Below are 19,497 nucleotides of genomic sequence, written 5' to 3'. Positions count from 1 at the left end.
CTCCGACGTACGGCATTCGCGACCCTCAGACGCAGGCCTGGTGTGAGGCCATGGCCGCCGCCTGGGACGTCCGCAACGGCCGGGACAAGGACAGCCCGGCGCGCTTCATCACGCGCGAAGAGGTGGGCGCTCTTGCGACCGAGACCGTCGTTCGCGTCCTGACTGGCGCCTCGGCCGATGTCATCGCTGGTGTTGGCCAGACGCCGCCTGAGCATCAGGCTGTGCTGGACGCGATCACCGACATCGTGACCTCCTCGAAGGTGTACGAGTTCCTGCGCAAGCCGATCGAGCGTATCCAGCCGCGCCGCCAGCTGATCGATGACTTCACCGGCGACCTCGAGGACATCCTCGAGCGGATCGACGAGCTGACCGCCGGCCTTGCCGCAACCGACGCGGCCGTGGCAACCGAGGTCACCGAGCGCATCTCAGGCGACGAGTCGCTCGCAAGCCTGATTACCACCGTGGCCGCCACAGCCGATGGTGCGGTCGCCCTGGTTGCCAGCGAAGAAACGGCTCGCATCGCCGCCGACAGCGCCCTGGCCAGCTCGCTATCGATCGTCTCTACGAGCGCGTCGAATGCCCTGTCCCTGGTAGCCGCCGAGACAACCGCGCGCATCGACGGCGATGCTGCGCTGGCAACGAGCCTGTCGACGGTCTCCTCCAGCGTCGGGTCGGCGCACTCGCTGATTGCTGCCGAGACGTCTGCTCGCACCTCGGCCGACACCGCCATCACCACATCTCTCGGTGTGCAGGTGTCGCGAATCGACGCTGCCGAGGCCGCGATCACCTCCGAGCAGACGACGCGCTCCAACAAGGACAACTCGCTCGCGCAGGCGCTCAACACCATCTGGGCCTCCATCGGCGGTTCAAGCGCGCTGATTCAGGATGGCGCGTTGGCAGCCGTGTCGCCGGCCGCCGTGTCGGCGAGCAAGTGGCTGCAGGTGCAGGCCGCAGTCACCGACCCGAACACCGGCCAGGTGAATGCCGCCTCGATCAAGCAGGAGCTGCTGACCTACGCCAACTCGGTCAACAGCACGCTGAACACGACCTGGGCGATCCGCAGCAACGTCGACGGCATCATCAGCGGCGTTTCGCTGATGACTACCTCCGGCGCCGGCTCGACGCCAGGCACGGTGACGTCGCACTTCATGGTGATGGCCGACCGCTTCAGTCTGGTCAACCCTTCGAACACGGCGCAGCGGCCGGTGGCCTTCAGCGTTGATGCCGACGGCAATGCGGTGTTCGCCGGGCGCATGAGCGCCGACAGCCTGTACGGCGGCTCCATCCGAGGCATCAACGTCAACGCAGGGTCGTTCGTGACGCGCGGCAGCTACCTGACGAGCGCATGCGCTGGGGGCGCTACCACACTCAACGTGAAAGACACGTCTGACTTCCCGGCGTCCGGCTCCGGCTGGATCATGGACACCAACACGTTCACGGTGGAGGGCGTCGTCGGAGACCGCGACGCATTCAGCTGGACGGGGAAAACGGCAACAACCCTCACTGGTGTGACCGGCGTTCTCTCTCACCCGAGCGGAGTGACTGTCATTCCGCAAGGGCAGGCCATGGCGATCGACGCACGCACCAACCAGATGCGGTACTGGGGGGACCGCGGAGACGGCTTCTACGATGAGCTGGCGTCCATCGGCCAGCCGGATGTCGCGAGCTTCAATGCGATTCTTCTCGTAGGCAATACGAGCTCTGGCTACACGCGTACCGCCATCATGGCGCGAGCCAACAACACCACCGCGATCCGAGGGGTGAACCAGAGCACCAACGCCCCGACCATGGCGCTGAGCAACAACCTCGGCACTTGCTTGCAGCTCGTTGGCTCGTCCAACTTGCTCGGAATTCTCCAGTCGGTCAACCTCAACGGCTCTGCCCCTGCCATCACGGGAGTCGGGCAGGGGACCGGCCTCGGAGGGTTCTTTCAAGGGAACGCGACGCGGGCCGGCATTCGTATCGAAAACAGTCTCGATGGTGCTTGGCCGGCAAGCCGAGAGCGTGGCCAGATCACGTTCGGCTGGCGCTACTACCAAGATGACTACGTCAGCTATTCCGCATGGGTGCCAGCCTATTCGGACGGGGCCAACTGGCGCTACTTCGACGGCACCGTCGCCGCATAAGAGGAACTGAAATGCCAATCTACAAAACCACGACCACCTTCAACGGCTCCACTGCAAACTTCCACGCGGTCAGGCAAGTTGCGTACAACCTGGCTCCAGGCGGTGCGATGACCTGTCAAGCGATCTTGAGTTCTTGGCCAACCCAAGCCCGCTTTGAAGCAGGCGAGCCTGAGATCGCTCGCGTGGTTTACGACTTGGAACTCGCCCCGTCGGCGACGCTGCTGGCGGACGCAGAGAACCTGTTGATTGCTTCCGAACCTGCTTGGGCAGGCGGCGTGTATTCCGATGCCGTCATTGCCACGACGCTTGAGCAGCAGAAGGCCGAGACGCGCCGCGCTTTCACAGCCGAGCGCAACGAAATCGAGTTCACCGGCGGCTTCTCTGCACTGACAGGCTACCCGTTCAGCAGCGACGTCCACAGCCAGGCCAAGCTCGCCGCGATCACGAATCGCGCGCGGAAGGCCATCGCCGACGCCGACACCGGCTGGTCCGTCACGCTGGATCTGGCCGACGGCACCACCTACGTTGCCGACGCGCAGGACGTGCTCGACATCGAGGCCGCGCTGGCCGACAAGATCATGCTGCTCGACACCCAGCTGCGCACGGTTTTCGCAGAGATCGCCGCCGCGACGACCGAAGAGGAGTTGGGCGCGATCACCTGGCCGGCCTAAGCGTTTTCGTTGACCTGCCAACGATTACTCGCGCTCGGCCAAAAACACACAAAAAGTTGGTGTGCAAACTTATAATTCGCGAGCACTGAAGGCTGGTATGCAGAACTTTCTGAAGGTTGCCGAAAATGTAAACGTCACCCCGCTGCTGCTGGCGCTTCAGCGCCAACCCGACCTCTTCGGCCGGCATGGCGCGCGCCAGTACGCGCCCGGCACGCCGCACTCAGGCATGACGGATGTCTGGGTCCGCTACAACGACTGCCGCCCGTTCGAGGCCGGCGAGCGCCCCTGGTCGGAGTTCAACGACGCCCACGAGAGCGTCTGGTATCCCGAGGCCGATGCGATCCCCGAGGTGCGCCCCGTGGTCTTCGATCTCATGGCGAAGGTGCAGGGCGAGCGCCTCGGCGGCGTGCTCATCACGAAGCTGCCGCCGCGCACCGCGATCGAGCCGCACATCGACGGTGGCTGGCATGCCAGCTACTACGACAAGTACTACGTCGCGCTGAAGTGCGAGAAGGGCGCCGTGTTCGGCTTCCCCGATGGCGAGATCCACGCGCGCGCCGGGGACGTCTACTGGTTCCGCAACGACGTCGAGCACTGGGTGGTCAACGGCAGCGAAGACGAGCGCCTGGCCATGATCGTGTGCATCCGTCACAGCCGAGGCGCCGCATGGAGCGCCTGACCGACGCCATGCTGGCCGAGGCCGGCATCGACGTCGAGCACCACTTCGGTGGCGGCGTCTACGCGAAGGACACGCGCATCCCCAAGGGCAAGCGCCTTGTTCAGCACGTCCATCCGTTTGATCACCTCTCCGTCCTGGCTGTCGGCACTGTCGTTGTCGAAGTCGATGGCGCTCGCGAGGTGTTTGTGGGCCCGCGCTGCCTGACCATCAAGGCAGGCAAGGCCCACGCAGTTGAAGCGCTGACCGATGCGGTTTGGTTCTGCATCCACGCGACTAGCGAAACCGACCCCACGAAGGTCGATGACGCAATCCTGAAAGGGTGACCCTATGCCATGGGCAGTAGCAGCTGCGGTGATTGGTGTGGCCGGATCGGCCGCCGTCTCGCGCAGCAACCAGAAGAAGGCCGAAGAGGCGCAAAAGAAGCAGCAGGCCGGCATCGATCGTCAGCAGCAGCTGGCCGAAGAGCAGCTCGCGCGCTACTACGACCTCTACGGCGGCCTTGAAGAAGGCCTCGCTCAGGAGAACCGAGACTTCGACTCCGAGGCCAACAAGACCAAGGCCGCCGAAGAGGCTGCCGCCACGGTCACCTCAACGTTCAGCAACCTGCGCCAGAAGCTCAACAGCACGCCTGGCCTGGACCCGAGCAGCGACCGCTACCAGAAGATGCTGGTCAAGCTCGGCATTCAGGAGGCCGGCCAGTCGGCGGCCGCCCAAACCGGCGCGCGACGCCAGATCGAGCAGGACGGCCAGGCCCGCAAGCTCAACACGCTGAGCCTGGGCAAGGGGCTGCCTGCGCAGGCTGCAGCCGGCATGGCCGCCGCCACGAACGGCTACGGCCAACTGGCCAGCCAGTACGGCGCGCAGGCCGCGCGCGACAGCTACGGCTTCGGGCGGATGGTCGGTGACGTCCTGAACAACAAGACGTTCCAAGACAACGTGAGCAGCTGGTTCAAGAAGAACCCCGAGATTCAGATCACCGACAGCTCGGCCAACAACAACGTCTCGATCTACCCCTACCAGGAGCAGCAGGCGCCAGCGCTGCAGCTCGAGGAGTTCAACCCATGAGCCGCTTCTCTCGTTTCGTGGGCGGCATGGGCGACGCGTACGCGGGCGTGCAGCAAGGCGCTGCCGATGCAGCCAGTCGCGCCGCCCTCGAGGAAGACCGCGCCTACGTGCGCGAGCAACGCGCTCGACAGCGCACGCTGCAGGATCGGCAAGATGCCGAGTTCCAGCGCAACGAAAACCTGCGTGACTCGCTGGCCAACATCCAGACGACAAAGGGCGTCGACGTCAACGCAGCGAACCCGGCCACGTCCGCCATCACTGTGGACGACGAGGGCACGCCATCGGCCACGCAGCTGCCCGCGGTCAAGCAGGTGCAGCGCACGCAGGACGAGATGCTTCGCGACGCGGCCAACGCATTCAAGAGCGCCGGCCAGCTCGACCGCTACCTGTCGCTCAGCAGCAAGGCCGACGAGATCGGCATGCAGCGCAGCGCGAAGCTCTTCGAGCAGGTGCGCTCCAACGCTGCTGGCAAGACCGCTTTCCAGATCGCGCAAGAGGCATCCGAGGTCTACAACAACGACCCGATGCCGGCCAAGGTTGCCGGGCTCAAGCAGCTCGAGAACGGCGGCGTGGAGGTGCAGTTCACCGACGGCAACGGCAAGGGCGTCACCAAGCAGTTCACCGACCCGAAGCAGATCCTCGAGGTGCTCGAGAGCTACTACAGCCCGGCCTCTTATGGCGCCCTGATCAAGGCGAAGCGTGATGCAGCCATCAAGACCGAGGAAGAGCTCACCAAGAACCCGGTGACCAGCGTGCCTGGCGGTTACGTCGACAAGCGCTCGCGCCAGTTTGTGCAGACCGTGCAGCCTCGCGGCGCCGGCGGCGCAGGCGCTGGCGGCCGCGGCAGCAAGCCGCCCGCAACGCCGCTCAGCGAGGCGCGCGCCATCCTGGCCGACTCGTTCGAGAAGGGCGAGGTAAAGGCGGCCTCTCCGCAGCAGCGCGCCGATGCCGAGGACTTCGTCGACCGCGTCCTGCAGCAGAACCCCGGCATGCCGCCGGCGCGTGCCGCCAAGATCGCCGTGGCCGCCTCGACGAACCCTGCGTCGACTTCGCCTGCGATCGACCCGAAGACAGGCTCCATCGACCTGACCTACGTCGACGCGGATGGTGCGCGCTACACGCTCACCCCGAACTTCGCGACCGCCGCCGACTACGAGAAGCGCGGCATCAAGAAGGAAGACATGGCGCTCACCGTGAAGAACATGGTGGGCAAGCAGGGCGACGAGGCTTACCAGCAGCTCTTCGTTGGCGCCGCCTTCGACCCCGCCGCGCGCCAGCGCCTGATCGAGCAAACGAAGGCAGACGCCAACAAGGTGCTGCAGGACGCCCTCGAGAAGAACGCCGCCCTGCCAGCGCCGCGCGCCGAGTCGGAGATCCGTTCCGCCTTCGACGCCCGCCTCAACCAGGACATCGGCGCCATCGAGCGCAAGCTCGACCTCGTCAAGATGTTCGGCGAGGCGCCCAAGCCCGCACCCAAGCCGGCGGCCGAGCGTCGCATTCAGCCCGCAGGCGGCATCCCCGCCGCGCCTCCAGGCTCCCCGCAGGCGCGCTGGAACGAACGCCAGGCCGCCGCTCGCCAGAAGGAGGCGGACGCTCAGGCCGCCAAGGCTGAGAGCGCGCAACTCCTTTCTGCGCAGTTCCAGCGCGACAAGGGCTCCATGTCGCCGCTCGAGCTCGTCACGAAGTACGACCGCATGCGCACGCAGCTGTCGCCCGCCGATGCGCGCGACCTCTTCGCCATCGAGCGCGAAATCCGCTGAACCAACACCAGCCGATGAACAACACCCAGATCACCTTCTCCGCCGACGACCTGCTGGGCTCCGCACCGGCGCCAGCGCCGGCGAGCAACGCACCGGGCGCGGTGGGCGACTTTGTGCGGCAGTACCTGCCTGCAGCGGAGCGTGTCGCCAAGCAGCTCGGCGTCGAGCCGCAGGTGGTGCTGGGGCAGTGGGGCCTGGAAACCGGCTGGGGCCGCAGCATCATCCCGGGCACCAACAACCTGGGCAACATCAAAGACTTCAGCGGCGGTGGCGTCGCGGCGACCGACAACATGAACGGCAGCCGCGACAAGTACCGCCAGTACGGCGATGCCAACGCCTTCGCTGACGACTTCACCGGGCTGATCGGCCGCCGCTACCGCGGCGCGATGGGCACGGGTGCTGATGCCAACCGCTACTTTGCGGCGCTCAAGGCCGGCGGCTACGCCGAAGACCCGGGCTACGTGGAGAAGGGCGTGTCGGCCGCGAGCCTGGTGGCGAGCGCAATGGGTGCGAAGCCTGCCACGCCGGCGACGTCCTTCTACGGCAAGCCCGCGGAAGACCGCTACATCCCGATCGCGAAAGCCCCTGGCCCCGCGACTGCTGGCGACTACGCCAAGGAGCTCGGCGCATCCGCTGTCGACGCCCTTGGCAGCGTGCTGCAGCTGCCGGGCGAGATCGCCGCGGCCGCCGCGAACAAGGCAACCGGCACCGAAGACTACGAAGGCTTCAACCCGCTCAAGGGCTTCGCGGAATCCATCCGCGGCTCGATGACCGAGGGCGGCAAGAGGGCCCGCCTCGAGGCCGCCATCAAGGGCGACTTCTTCGACCCGTCGACCTGGGAGACCCCTCCGACGGCGCAGGGTTGGGGCATGGTTGCAGCGAATGGCTTCGGCTCGCTCGCTGCGACGCTGCTGCCCTTTGTGGGGCAGGCCGGCAAGCTGGCTCAGCTGTCGCGCGCCGCGCGCGCCGCGGAGGCTGCCGGTGATGTGGCCAAGGCCTCCCAGATCGCCGCCGAGATGCAGAAGGTCGCTCGCGTCGGCAAGGTCGTTGGCGCCGCTTCTGGTGGCGCCATGACCGGTGGCGCCGCTGCCGACGAGGCTCGGCAGAACGTCAGCGCCTCCGTCGGGCAGATGACGCACGAGCAGCTGCTCGCGCAGGTGCCCGCGTATGCCGAGGTGTTCAATGCCACTGGCGATCAGGATCAGGCCCGCAAGGCTGTCGTGAACGGTGCCGCTCGCTGGGCTGGCGGCCTGGCCGCACTGGCCGGCGCCGCCGGAGGCGCGTTCAATGCCAAGGTCATCGAAGACGCGATCACCCAGAAGGGCATCGCGGCGATGGTCGGCAACTCGACCGCGTCGCGCGCTGGCCGCGCAGCGCTTGGTGGCGCCGGTGGCGCGGTCGCCGAGGGCGGCCAGGAGCTCACCGAGAAGGTGGGCCAGAACGCCGGCGAGAACATCGCCATGGGCCGCACCGTCACCGACGACGTGACCAGGGACTCGGCCGGCGACGTGATCGGCGGCGCGATGGTCGGCGGCGCACTCGGCGGCGCAGGTGGCGGCGTCTCGTCGCCCACGGCGAAGCCCGCAGTTCCGGCTGCACTGGCCCCGGTGGCCGATAAGGCTGCCGAACCCGACTCCCCGCTGTCGAGGGCCGCTATCGCCGGCGCAACCGCTCAGCAGTCCGTCGCCGACGCCCAGCCAGCGCCCGAGCCGGAGGTCGATCCGATCACCGCCAAGGTGACAGACATTCAGGAGCGCGTGCGCTCCGGCGGCCTGCTCGACGCGCTGCGCAACGCCGAGTCGCCGGTCGACGTCAAGACGTTCGTGGCTGACCTGGCCAAGGCCGCCAGCCCATCCTCTGATCCGCGCCAGCGCGAGATGGCCATGGCCCGCATGGAGCTGGCGCTCGGCTGGGCTGACCAGAACCCGCCCGCCACGGTTCCGCCTGCCGGCCCTGCGCCTACGCTGGAGCAGAAGCGCGCCGCCGTCGACCGCGACGCCGAGCTGCTTGCGCAGCGCGACGGCGCCCCCAACGCCGCAGCCGCATCGAACCTGCTGGCCGAGGCTCAGCGCCACGAAGAGGCCGCAGAGGACATCAGCAACGCGCCGGGCGCCACGCCCGAGACTCTCTCTCGCGCCGACCGCCTGCGGGAGCAGGCCGCCGAAATGCGCCGCCGCGCAGCTGCGTTCCAGGCCTCGCCCAGCCAGGGCGCCGGCACCACGTTCGACACCGAGCAGATCGACGCCCAGCGCCAGGTCAACCTTGAGCAGCGCCTGCGTGCGCCCGCCCAGGCGACCGCAGCCGAGCCGACCGCCACGCCTGGCATCACCGCTTCTGAGCAGGCAGGCCTTGAGGCCGCAGCTCTTGCTGGTGAGGAGGCAAACCGCCGCGCCGAAGACGCGCCGCGGCAGGCCGTCCTGTCGCGGGTCATGCGCAACATCGAAGAGCGCGGCGGCGTCGCCTCGCCGGCAGAGGCGCAGATCCTCGCCGAGGCTGGTGCTGGCAAGCCGTACGACCGCATCGACGAATCCCTGGCGCCGGCGCTTTCCCCCGACCAGCTCCTCACCCAAGCCACCGGCATCGCGCTGGACAAGGCGCCGCGATCGAGCGTGACGCCAGCCAACGCGCCGGCCGAAGCCGCCGGTCAGGCGGCCGAGCAGCGCGCGCGCGAGGACAGCATTCAGGACCGCGCGCAGCGCCAGCGCGACCAGAAGCGCCTCGACACGAACATCGCGTCGCTCAAGGCGGCGACGCCGGCCTCCCTCGAGAAGCCGGCTGCCGATGCCGTCATCTATGCGCTCAAGACCATCCCGGCGCTGCGCACGGCTGAGCAGAAGGTGGCCGTGCAGCGTGCGCGCTCGACCTACTCGGCCGACCAGATGCGCATCCTCGAGGCTGCGGCAAACCTGCCGGCAGACCTCTCCGCCACCGACAAGCTGCAGCTCGAGCAGCTGCGCAAGGACGGCGCGCCTGCAGCGCCCGCCAGCGCGCCCGCAGCGGCCGACGTGAAGACGCCGGCGTCGATCCGCAAGCGCCGCGAGCACATCGAGCAGCTGGCCGCCAACGGCTTTGAGACGCTCGAGCGCAAGGGCCACGTCTACGTGCTCAGCAACACGAAGACCCAGCAGGCCATCGTGCTGGAGGGCCGCGCCGACGCGCAGCTGGCGCGCGCCGCCATCGCGCGCGCCGTCGACCGCGCCGCCAGCCGTGCGAACGCGAACCCGAGCGACGCGCAGATCGCCGCCGAGAACTACCGCAAGGGTGAGCCGTTCCAGCTGAACGGCGTGACCATCGTCATCGAGAACCCGCGCGGCTCCATCCGCCGCTCGAAGCCGGGCGCCGCGAAGAAGTGGGAGACCAAGATGGCTCACCACTACGGCGACATCGTCGGCACCCGCGGCGCCGATGGCGACAAGGTCGACGTGTTCGTCGGCCCGCGCCCCGACTCGGCCAAGATCTACGTGATCGACCAGCAGAACCAGGACGGCTCGTTCGACGAGCACAAGGTGATGATGGGCTTCACGAGCGAGGCCGAGGCGCGCGCAGGCTACCTGGCCAACTACGAGCCGGGCTGGACCGGTCTGCAGGCGATCACCGAGATGACGCCCGAGCAGTTCCGCTCGTGGGTGATGAGCGATGCCGCAAAGAAGCGCGCCGCCGAGGCCTTCTCTGGCACGCTGACGGTGAGCAGCGACGGCAAGGCCGTGACCCTGCCGCTGCTCAGCGACGAATCCCTCGCCGACAACAACGAGTCGCCGGCGCGCGGCCGCAAGAAGGTTCGCACGACGAAGCGCCAGGCGAAGGCGCTGCGCGAGGTGGCCGCCATCTTCGGCAAGGAAATTCAGTTCTTCGCGGACCCGGCCGGCCAGGTCAATGCCGACGGCTTCGTGAGCGACGCCGACAGCCGCATCATCTACCTCAACGAAAGCTCCGGCTTCTCGCCGATGGCCGTGTTCGGCCACGAGCTGATGCACCTGCTGCGCCGCGAGAACCCTGAGGCCTACGACGTCATCGCCCGCGTGGTGGCCGCGCGCCTGAAGGATGCCGAGGGCTTCCAGCGCTTCTACAACTCCGGCGAGCTTGACCAGGACAAGCTGCTCGAGGAGCTGATCAGCGACCTCAACGGCGACCTGCTGAGCGACGCCAACTTCTGGCGCGAGGTGTTCGAGGCGATCAACGCCGAGCACGGCGCCGAGTCGAAAGGCATCATCGCTCGCCTGGCGGAGATGGTGTACCGCATCATCGACGGCGCCATCGCGGCCTTCAAGGGCCGCAAGAGCTTCGGCTCGAGCCAGTTCATCGACGACAGCAAGGAGGTGCGCGCCGCCTTCCGCGATGGCCTGGCCAAGTACATCAAGGAGGCCGGCATCACCCGCACGGCGATGGAGGCCGAGATCCTCCGCGCCGCGCCGAAGAAGAGTGCCGACCGCGACGAGAGCCTGGACAGCTTCCGCAAGCGCCTGCTCGACGAGGTCGTGGCAAAGCGCGAGTACGCCGCCATGCTGGCTCGCCAGCACGACTGGGCCTTCAACGTCGGCGACACGCTGCTGTCGACGAAGACCGGCAAGACCTACCGCCTGGTGGGCCGCTTCTTCGGCGCCGAGCGCATCAGGAAGGGTGAGCCGACCAAGTACATCCCGAAGTACCTCTACGAGAGCGGCAAGCCGCCGCCGCAGGGCACGCCGCGCAGCGAGGTCGACGCCTGGCCGCACGACTACGAGCAGGGCACCTTCAACGAGAGCGCTCTCCTCGCGAGCGAAACGATGAAGAGCCTGACGACCCCGCGGCCGCTCAAGTTCTCGACGGATCGGGAAAACACTTACACTGGCAAGTCAACAGAAAGTTCAATCGATGGACAAGACAATTCCGCCGGTGGACTGGGACAAGAGCCTCGAGAAGCAGGGGATCGTCCTGCCGTCCCGAGCTACGGAGTCGCCCGCGAAGGCGCCGTCTCCGTCGTCGCCCGCCACTACTCCAACGCCCCCCGCGAAGAACTGAGCACGGCGTTCGCCGGCACCGGGCTGAAGGGCGCCGAGCGCGCCCGGCTCGAGTCGGCTGCTGACGCGCGCCTGCGCCAGCGCCTGAACTTCTACGTCGACCTGGGCAAGGGCATCAGCCCCGAGTCCGGCGTCGGCGGTTACCCGCACGAGGTCCGCCTCAACAACCTCTACGACCCGCGCTCGCAGCTCATTCCTGCCGCGCCGGCGAACGAGTTCGAAAGCGCGGTGCTCGACGCCGGCTTCGACGGCTACCTCAACCCCGAGTTCACCACCACCCAGGCCGCCGCCGTGCTGCTTGGCGAGCATGCTGCCGTGCCGGTGGCCTACGTGGGCACCGCGCCGGCGCCCGGCGTGCAGCCGCTGAAGAAGAGCCTGCTCTCCAGCGAACTCCAGGCCATCGACCTGGCGAAGATCCCGGGCGCCGAGATCTCTGCCGGCACGCTGGCCGTGCCCGCCGAGCAGGCCGCCGCCGCCAACGTCGAGCTCGAGCGCATCGGCTCGCCTGTGCGCTTCAGCACCGACCGCGCGCCGGGCAAGGACGTCACTGAGACCGCTGAGTTCAAGCGCTGGTTCGGCGACAGCAGGGTGGTGGACGCCTCTGACGCCGCGCAATTTGCCTCCATGTACGCGGACCAATATGCGGATGGCGAGCCGGGCCACGCAGACCCGAAGGGGCTGCAATGGCTTGAGGTTTCCGACTACCCGATCTCGCGGCTCCGCGATGCGGTCGATGCCGAGTGGTTCCGCGCGGAGCAGCAAATGTGGGCGGACGAGGGTGAGCCAGATCGGTTCGATGACATGCTCAATCAGCCCATCGCGAACCCCGTGGTGCTCTATGACGACGGCAATGGCGGCTGGACATGGGACGGCAATCACAGGATCGGAGCGGCGCTGACCAAGGGGCGGGCGACGATTCGGGCGCTGGTCGGCGTGCCTCGCGAGCAGATCAAGAGCGCCATCGGCAACGACGGCAACTTCGATCCCGCCTCGCCGAACATCACGAAGAGCGCCGACCGCCAGCGCGTCGACCCCATGGAGGTCAGCACTCGCGCGCCGTACGCCAAGGCCGCCAAGAACTTCGAGCCCGAAGATCCGATCGGCTCGCTGCTGATCTCAAACTTCGAAGCCGGGCTGGCGCAGCCGAAGTGGCTGGCGGCGGTCACCGAGCTGGTGGAGCAGTACCCCAACTACCGCGAAGCTAAGAGCGCCACCACGCCCGAGAAGAAGCTCGAGCGCATGGTGCGCCAGATGACCGACTCGCTGGTCTGGCTGCACAACCAGGTGCCGGCCGACACGCGCGAGCGCAGCAAGCTCTGGTACGACGGCGCTCGCAAGATCGCCGAGCGCATGGCCAAGAAGTACGACGTGACGCCGGCCCAGGCCGCCGGCATCCTGGCCGTGCTCAGCCCGCAGAAGGACTGGTTCATGAACGTGAGCCTGGCCGACCGCGTGACGCAGATCATGGCCGAGCGCCAAGCCTTTGCCTGGTCGAAGGCGATGACCGAAACCGCCGGCCGCATCTTCGGCGGCGAGGCCTATCGCGACGACCTGGCCGAGGTGTCGGGTCGCTCGCTCAACGAGCTCGACAGCGACTTCTACCGTGCCATGTGGCTGCGCGTCTACGACGAGGCGCACAATCCGCGCAGCTTCTACATCGTCTCGCCCGAGGGCGACATGGTGGCCGAGGCGCGCACCGCGCAAGGCGAGCTCGCCAAGCCCGCCTGGGGCAGCCTGCCGACCATCGCCAAGGCGATCTCGATCTACCGCAACGGCAGCTTCGAGAGCATCAACGAGCAGCTCGGCCGCAAGCACAAGGTCCGCAACTTCTTCAACAACATCCTGGTGCCGAACAGCCCGAACGGCCACGTCACCATCGACACGCATGCGGTCGCCGCGGCGCTGCTGCGCCCGCTGTCCGGCAACTCGATCGAGGTGATGCACAACTTCGGCGGCCCGAGCTCGGCGCACGCCGGCCTCGAGGGCACCTACGCGCTCTACGAGGAGGCCTACCACCGCGCCGCAGAGCGCGTGGGGCTGCTGCCGCGCGAGATGCAGTCGATCACCTGGGAAGCCGTGCGAGGCCTCTTCACCCCTCGTTTCAAGGGTCAGGCGCGCAACGTCGAGGCCATCGACAAAATCTGGTCACAATACCGAAAAGGACGCTTGAGCTATGAGCACGCCCGAGACGAAGTCATCGAATCAGCTGGAGGAATTGAAGAGCCTGGCTGGGCAGGACGCAGTCCTGGCGCATATGCTGAAGAAGAACCGGCCGCTGACGCTGGAGACGTACGTGTCGCTGGCGTGGCCGGACAAGACGCTGCAGCAGCTGGGGGCGGAGGAGCTGGCGTCGATTCCCGAGCCCCTGAGGTCAGCCGATCCGCAGACCGAGACGGAGATGGACGGCCCGCGCGCCGAGGCCTTGCGCCGCTCGCAGGTGCGCCGTCTGTTGCCGGAGCAGCCGGCCCCGACGCCCGACTCGTCGAAGTAGCCGAGAGCTACGCACGCGCCAACGGCATCGAGCTGCGCCGCCAGGCGGAGTATGTCGACGTTGACCCCGAGCGCGCCGCGCGCATTGCCGCGGCCTACGAGGCCATGCCGCATGCGCCTCAAGACCCGAAGGTCCGCGAGGCGTACGAGAATCTGATCCGCCAGACCGTCGCCCAGTACCGCGCGCTCGAGGCGGCCGGCTACCGGTTCTACCTCTTCGACGAGAGCAACGACCCCTACGAGGGCAACCCGTGGAACGCGATGCGCGACCTGCGCGCCAACCAGGTCATGGGCGTGTTCGCGACCGAGGCCGGCTTCGGTGATGAGAAGAAGCGGCTGGTGCGTCGCTCCACCGGCGAGCCAATCTCTGTGGGAGACAGGATCGGGACGATCAACGGGAAAACTGCGACCGTCCTCGAGATCCTCCCGGACACCGGCGAGGTGCGTCTTTCTGGCTACGCTGGCGGTACGGTGCATCCGGCGCGAACGATCCTCGCTGAGTTCCGAGATGGCGCCTTCGATGCGAGCGACAACCCGCTGCTCGCTGACACCGGCATTCAGTGGCCCTACGGCTCGCTCGACGGCAAGCCCAAGCGCGTGCTGGCCAACGATCTTTTCCGCGCCGTGCACGACGCCTTCGGCCACGGCCTGGAAGGCGCCGGCTTCCGCGCGCGCGGCGAGGAGAACGCCTGGCAGGCGCACGCGCGCCTCTTCACCGGCTCTGCGCTCGGCGCGATCACGAGCGAGACGCGCGGCCAGAACAGCTGGCTGAACTTCGGCCCCAACGCCGAGAAGAACCGCACCGCCTCGGTCGAGGAGACCATCTTCGCCGACCAGAAGACTGGCCTGATGCCTGAGTGGACGTGGACCGAGGGTCGCGCTGGTGACATCCAGAAGAGCTCCGGCCGCAACTCTGCAGCCGACGCGGAGAAGGCACTTCGCTCTATGGGCCTCGACATGCTGAGCGACGACGAGATCGATGCCTACAACGAAAGCCGATTTGAAGGCGGCGCGATGAACCAAGAGGTGCGCGCGGATGACCTTCAGTGGGTCGAGCACGCTGGGATGATGCATCGCGACTTCTTCGTGCGAGACCCAAGCGGGGCTTCGCGAGGACTCTTGCGCCGCGCTTGGTTCTACCCTGACGGGGTTGATGGTGGCGACGGCTCGCCAGTGATCGTTCTCGAGGACGAGAACGGCAATGAGATCGGCGCCAGCGATGGCGTCAAGAAGAGCGCCGATCGCGCCAGCCTCACCTGGACGGCACGAGAGCAGACCGAAGCCGGCCCGATCTACGCCGGCAAGCGCTTCGCCCTGGTCAAGCCCACCCGCCTCGAGGTCGACGACTTCGTCGAGGACGATGCGGTCGCGCTGCCGATGGGCCACGCCTCGTTCGTCACCGACGGCAACACCCCATACGGGTGGCAGATCGTCGACGCAAGTGGCGCGCCGCTTGGTATCCTGCAAGCCCAGGTCACGCCGGAAGGCGAGATCGAGGCCATTCACGACATCGCCATCGACAACCCGCGCGCCGGCCTCGGCCGCGACATCGTGGCTCACATCGCGGCGAGCCGAAACGGCGACGTCCGCATCATCGAGGCGCTGCCGCAGTCGCAGCCCTTCTGGGACAAGGTTGGAGCTGGCTACTATGACGCAAACCGCAACACTACCCTCGACTGGGAAACTCTCTCGCGAGCAGCAGCGGAAGCGCTTGCTCGAGACGATGGAGAAGAAGCCGCTCAGCCCGCAGGAGCAATCCCTGCTGGAGAAGCTGCAGAGCTCACCGACGAAGAAGCCCGCGCGCTAGGCATCCAGCGCAGCGCCGATCGCGGCAACGGCGACGACACGGACCCAACGCCTCCTGCGAGTGGCGGGCCGAAGGGCGGCAAGCGGGCATCGGTCACCATCGAGGCGCATGGCAGGGGCTGGTTCGAGGCGAAGGTCGGCAAGCGCACCGTCGGCAAGTTGTCCGTCTGGCGCGATTCGAACAACGACCTGGTGCCGCAGAACGTGGTTGTCGACCCGCGATACCGCCAGCGAGGCATTGCCCGCCAGATGTACGAGGCTGCCGAGGCGGCCAACGGAGAGAAGCTCAAGCCTGCGGTATCTCTCAGTGACGACGCCTTCGAGTTTTGGAAGCGCTTCCGCCCGGAAGCCGTCGCTGGCGATCTCCGCCACATCAAAGACAAGCTCGTCGGGCAACGCGCCAAGAAGGGTGATCACGAGGGGGTGATCACGCAGGCATCCGGCCGAGGCGCCACCCTGACGTATGACCGGCACCCGCAGGGGCCTGGCACCCACTCGACCCTAGTTGGCGCAGATGAGATCAACGACGCTCTTGAGGCTGCCGGCGGTCAGCGAGTTGTGCCCGCCTCGATGGCAATCCGCCGCAGCACAGATCGCGGCGACATTACCAGCACGCCGGCCTTCAGGAAGTGGTTCGGCGACAGCAAGGTGGTTGACGCTGACGGCAAGCCGCTGGTGGTGTACCACGGTACTGCGGCGGAATTCAACGTCTTCGACGCCAACCAATCCTCTGATCTTGGCTTTCATTTCGGCCCACGCGAGGTTGCCGACTTCCACGCCGCCAAACGAGGTGGCACTCAAGTCATGCCGGTTTATCTCGCCATTCGCAACCCGCTGCGCATGAGGGACACCTTCGATAGCCTCAAGACGGCGGTTCAGGATACGGCGCAACAACTCCACGCGGCTGGCGTTATCAGCGAGGGTGAACGCGACAGCGTTCTCTCTGAAACGCGGCGTCCAAATATCGGCCTTCGCGCCCTATGGGACCGTGTGCAGGGCCTGATTGAGGCATCTGGCTACGACGGAGTTGTTTATGAGAACACGGGGCAGGGCGAGAGTGACGGCGAAGGCGACAGCTACATCGCCTTCCGCCCCGAGCAGATCAAGAGCGCCACCGGCAACGAAGGCAATTTCGACCCCACCTCCCCAGACATCACCAAGAGCTCGCAGCGCGACTTCGCCGACACCGAGCCTTTCGTGCATCGCCCGGGCCAGTGGGATACGCCAGCCGCCTCGCGCTTCGACGACCTCGTCTACAAGCTGCAGGACAAGCACGTCGACACCAAGCGCGTCGTCGACGCGGTGAAGGAGGCCGGCGGCGACATCTCCGACCTCACCGACGTCTACCTGCAAGAAGAGCTCTTCCACGGCCGCGCCGCAAAGCGCACCGAGGACTTTGTGCACGAGGAGCTGCAGCCGCTGGTCGACCAGATGGCGAAGGACGGCATCACCATCGCGCACCTCGACGACTACCTGCACGCTCGCCATGCGCGCGAGGCCAACGCCATCATCGCGCAGCGCAACCCGGAGATCCAAGACGGCGGCTCCGGCATGACCAACCAGGAGGCCGAGGCCTACTTCGCCGAGCTGCCGGCCGAGCAGCGTGCGAAGCTGGATGCCGCAGCCGCGAAGGTCGACGCCATGCTGACCAAGACGCGCGAGCTGATGGTCGACTACGAGCTCGAGTCGCGCGGCAAGGTCGACGGCTGGGCGTCGATGTTCAAGCACTACGTGCCGCTCATGCGCGAGGACGACGGCGGCCACACGGGCGGCGGCACGGGGCAGGGCTTCAGCATCAAGGGCAAAGAGGTCAAGGGCCGCACCGGCTCGACCCGCAAGGTGGTCGACATCCTGGCCAACATCGCGATGCAGCGCGAGCGCACCATCGTCCGCGGCGAGAAGAACCGCGTGTCACGCGCCCTGTTCGGCCTGGCCGCCTCGAACGAGAACCCCGAGTTCTGGCAGGTCGACACCCACATCCCGTCGGAGAAGGTGTTCAACCCGACGAGCGGCCAGGTGGAGGACCGTCCCGACAACCTCTACAAGCAGCGCCCCAACGTGGTGGTCACCAAGATCGCCGACGAGGCGGGCAACGTGACCGAGCGCGCGGTGGTCTTCAACGAGAAGAACGAGCGCGCCATGCGCATGGCCGAAGCGCTCAAGAACCTCGACGCCGCGCAGCTGGAGGGTCTGCTCGGCGCCAGCGCCAAGGTGACGCGCTACTTCGCCTCGATCAACACTCAGTACAACCCGGTGTTCGGCGTGGTCAACCTGGTGCGCGACGTCCAGGCGGCCATGGTCAACCTCCAGGCCACCGAGCTCAAGGGCAAGCAGAAGGACATCGCACGCAACGCAATGCCGGCGCTGCGCGGCATCTACGCCGACCTGCGCGCCGAGCGCAAGGGCAAGGCCGCCAGCTCGCCGTGGGCGGCGCTGTGGGATGAGTTCCAGTCGGTCGGCGGCCAAACCGGCTACCGCCAGCTGTTCGAAACCAGCGCCGATCGCGCGAAGAAGATCGAGGAGTCGCTCAACCCGACCGCCTGGATGGACACGCCCATGGGCAAGATCTTCACCGCCAACGGCGTGCTGAAGGTGCCGCTCGCGCAGGCGCAGCGCGCCGTGAAGTGGATCTTCGACTGGCTCAGCGACTACAACGAGGCGATGGAAAACGGCATCCGCCTGGCAACCTACAAGGCCGGCATCGATGCCGGGCTGAGCAAGGAGCGCGCGGCGTCGATCGCGAAGAACCTCACCACCAACTTCAACCGCAAAGGCCAGGCCGCCCAGCAGGCCGGTGCGCTGTACGCCTTCTTCAACGCCAGCATGCAGGGCTCGGCGCGGATTGCCCAGACCATCTTCACGATGGAGCCAGGCAAGCCCAAGACGATCCGCCTGACTGGCCTCGGCAAGAAGATCGTCTACGGCGGCATGCTGCTCGGCACGATGCAGGCGGTGGCCATGGCCGCAGCCGGCTTCAGCGATGAAGACCCGCCGGAGTTCGTGCGCGAGCGCGGCATCGTGATCCCGATCGGCAACAAGAAGTACCTCACGGTGCCGCTGCCGCTCGGCCTGCACGTCATCCCTGGCATCGGCCGCATCACCACCGAGTGGGCGCTGGGTGGGTTCCAGAAGACGCCGCAGCGCCTGGTCTCCATGCTGGGCATGTTCGCCGAAGCCTTCAACCCGATCGGCAATGCCGGCATGTCGATGCAGACGCTGGCGCCCACCGCGCTCGACCCGCTGGTGGCTCTGACCGAGAACAAGGACTGGAGCGGCCGGCCGATCGCGAAGGAGTCGTCGAACAAGGCGATGCCGGGCCACCTGCTGGCGCGCGACACCTCCTCGGCCATCGGCCAGGTGCTGAGCGAGGCGATCAACTACCTGAGCGGCGGCACGCAGTACACCGCCGGCGCCTTCAGCCCGACGCCCGACCAGATCGACTACCTGCTCGGCCAGGTCACCGGCGGTGTGGGCCGCGAGCTGTCAAAGGTCGAGCAGACCGCCAAGGCGGTCGGCACCGGCGAGAGCATCCCGACGTTCAAGGTGCCGCTGGTCGGCCGCTTCGTCGGCGACGCCAAGAGCCAAGCCAGCGAGGGCACAGCCTTCTACGCCAACGTCGACAAGCTCAACGAGCTCGAGACCGAGATCAAGGGCCTGCGCAAGGACGGCAAGATCCAGGAGGCCAATGAGCTGCGCATGAAGAGCCCGCAGGCCTACCTCATCACCCAGGCCAACCACGCGGAGCGCGCTGTCCAGCGCCTGCGCCGCGAAAAGTCCGAGCTGCTGAAGAGCGGCGCGCCGGCGCCCGAGGTCAAGGCGATCGAGGAGCGCATCACCGCACGCATGGCCGCTCTCAACCGCGCAGTCGATGCGCTGAGGGAGCGCGAGGCAGCGACGCAGTAG

7 protein-coding genes are annotated in these 19,497 nt (G+C 67.1%); all 7 read left to right on the top strand.

Annotated elements, in window-relative coordinates; translation table 11 throughout:
* Window positions 1-50 precede the first annotated feature (50 nt).
* The 7 genes from RXV79_RS16175 (at window position 51) to RXV79_RS16145 (ending at window position 19,497) form a co-directional block, all read left to right on the top strand.
* Window positions 51-2,126, top strand: a complete 2,076-nt coding sequence (locus RXV79_RS16175) for a phage tail tip fiber protein (protein ID WP_316698907.1) — start codon at window positions 51-53, stop codon at window positions 2,124-2,126.
* Window positions 2,127-2,137: 11 nt separating this feature from the next.
* Window positions 2,138-2,797 (top strand): DUF4376 domain-containing protein, encoded by a 660-nt coding sequence (locus RXV79_RS16170; RefSeq protein WP_316698905.1) that lies wholly within the window; start codon window positions 2,138-2,140, stop codon window positions 2,795-2,797.
* A gap of 97 nt (window positions 2,798-2,894) precedes the next feature.
* The gene (locus RXV79_RS16165; protein ID WP_316698904.1) at window positions 2,895-3,476 is read left to right on the top strand and encodes an aspartyl/asparaginyl beta-hydroxylase domain-containing protein; all 582 of its coding nucleotides are present in this window, start codon (window positions 2,895-2,897) and stop codon (window positions 3,474-3,476) included.
* A complete protein-coding gene (locus RXV79_RS16160) occupies window positions 3,464-3,799 on the top strand; it encodes a hypothetical protein (RefSeq protein WP_316698902.1) in 336 nt (111 codons plus the stop codon). Before RXV79_RS16165 ends, RXV79_RS16160 begins: the two co-directional genes overlap by 13 nt.
* Window positions 3,800-3,803: 4 nt before the next feature.
* Window positions 3,804-4,541 carry a hypothetical protein gene (locus tag RXV79_RS16155; RefSeq protein WP_316698901.1) on the top strand — a complete coding sequence of 246 codons (738 nt, stop codon included), beginning with the start codon at window positions 3,804-3,806 and terminating at the stop codon, window positions 4,539-4,541.
* Entirely contained in the window at window positions 4,538-6,301 is a 1,764-nt protein-coding gene (locus tag RXV79_RS16150; protein WP_316698900.1) for a hypothetical protein, read from the top strand. The genes RXV79_RS16155 and RXV79_RS16150 overlap by 4 nt, the downstream gene beginning before the upstream one ends.
* A 14-nt stretch (window positions 6,302-6,315) precedes the next feature.
* The gene (locus RXV79_RS16145; protein WP_316698899.1) at window positions 6,316-19,497 is read left to right on the top strand and encodes a DUF7178 family protein; all 13,182 of its coding nucleotides are present in this window, start codon (window positions 6,316-6,318) and stop codon (window positions 19,495-19,497) included.

This window comes from Piscinibacter gummiphilus, from assembly GCF_032681285.1.
GTDB lineage: Bacteria > Pseudomonadota > Gammaproteobacteria > Burkholderiales > Burkholderiaceae_C > Rhizobacter > Rhizobacter gummiphilus_A.
The sequence above is the reverse complement of the archived record's forward strand: the minus strand, read 5'-3'. Positions and strand labels throughout refer to the sequence as shown.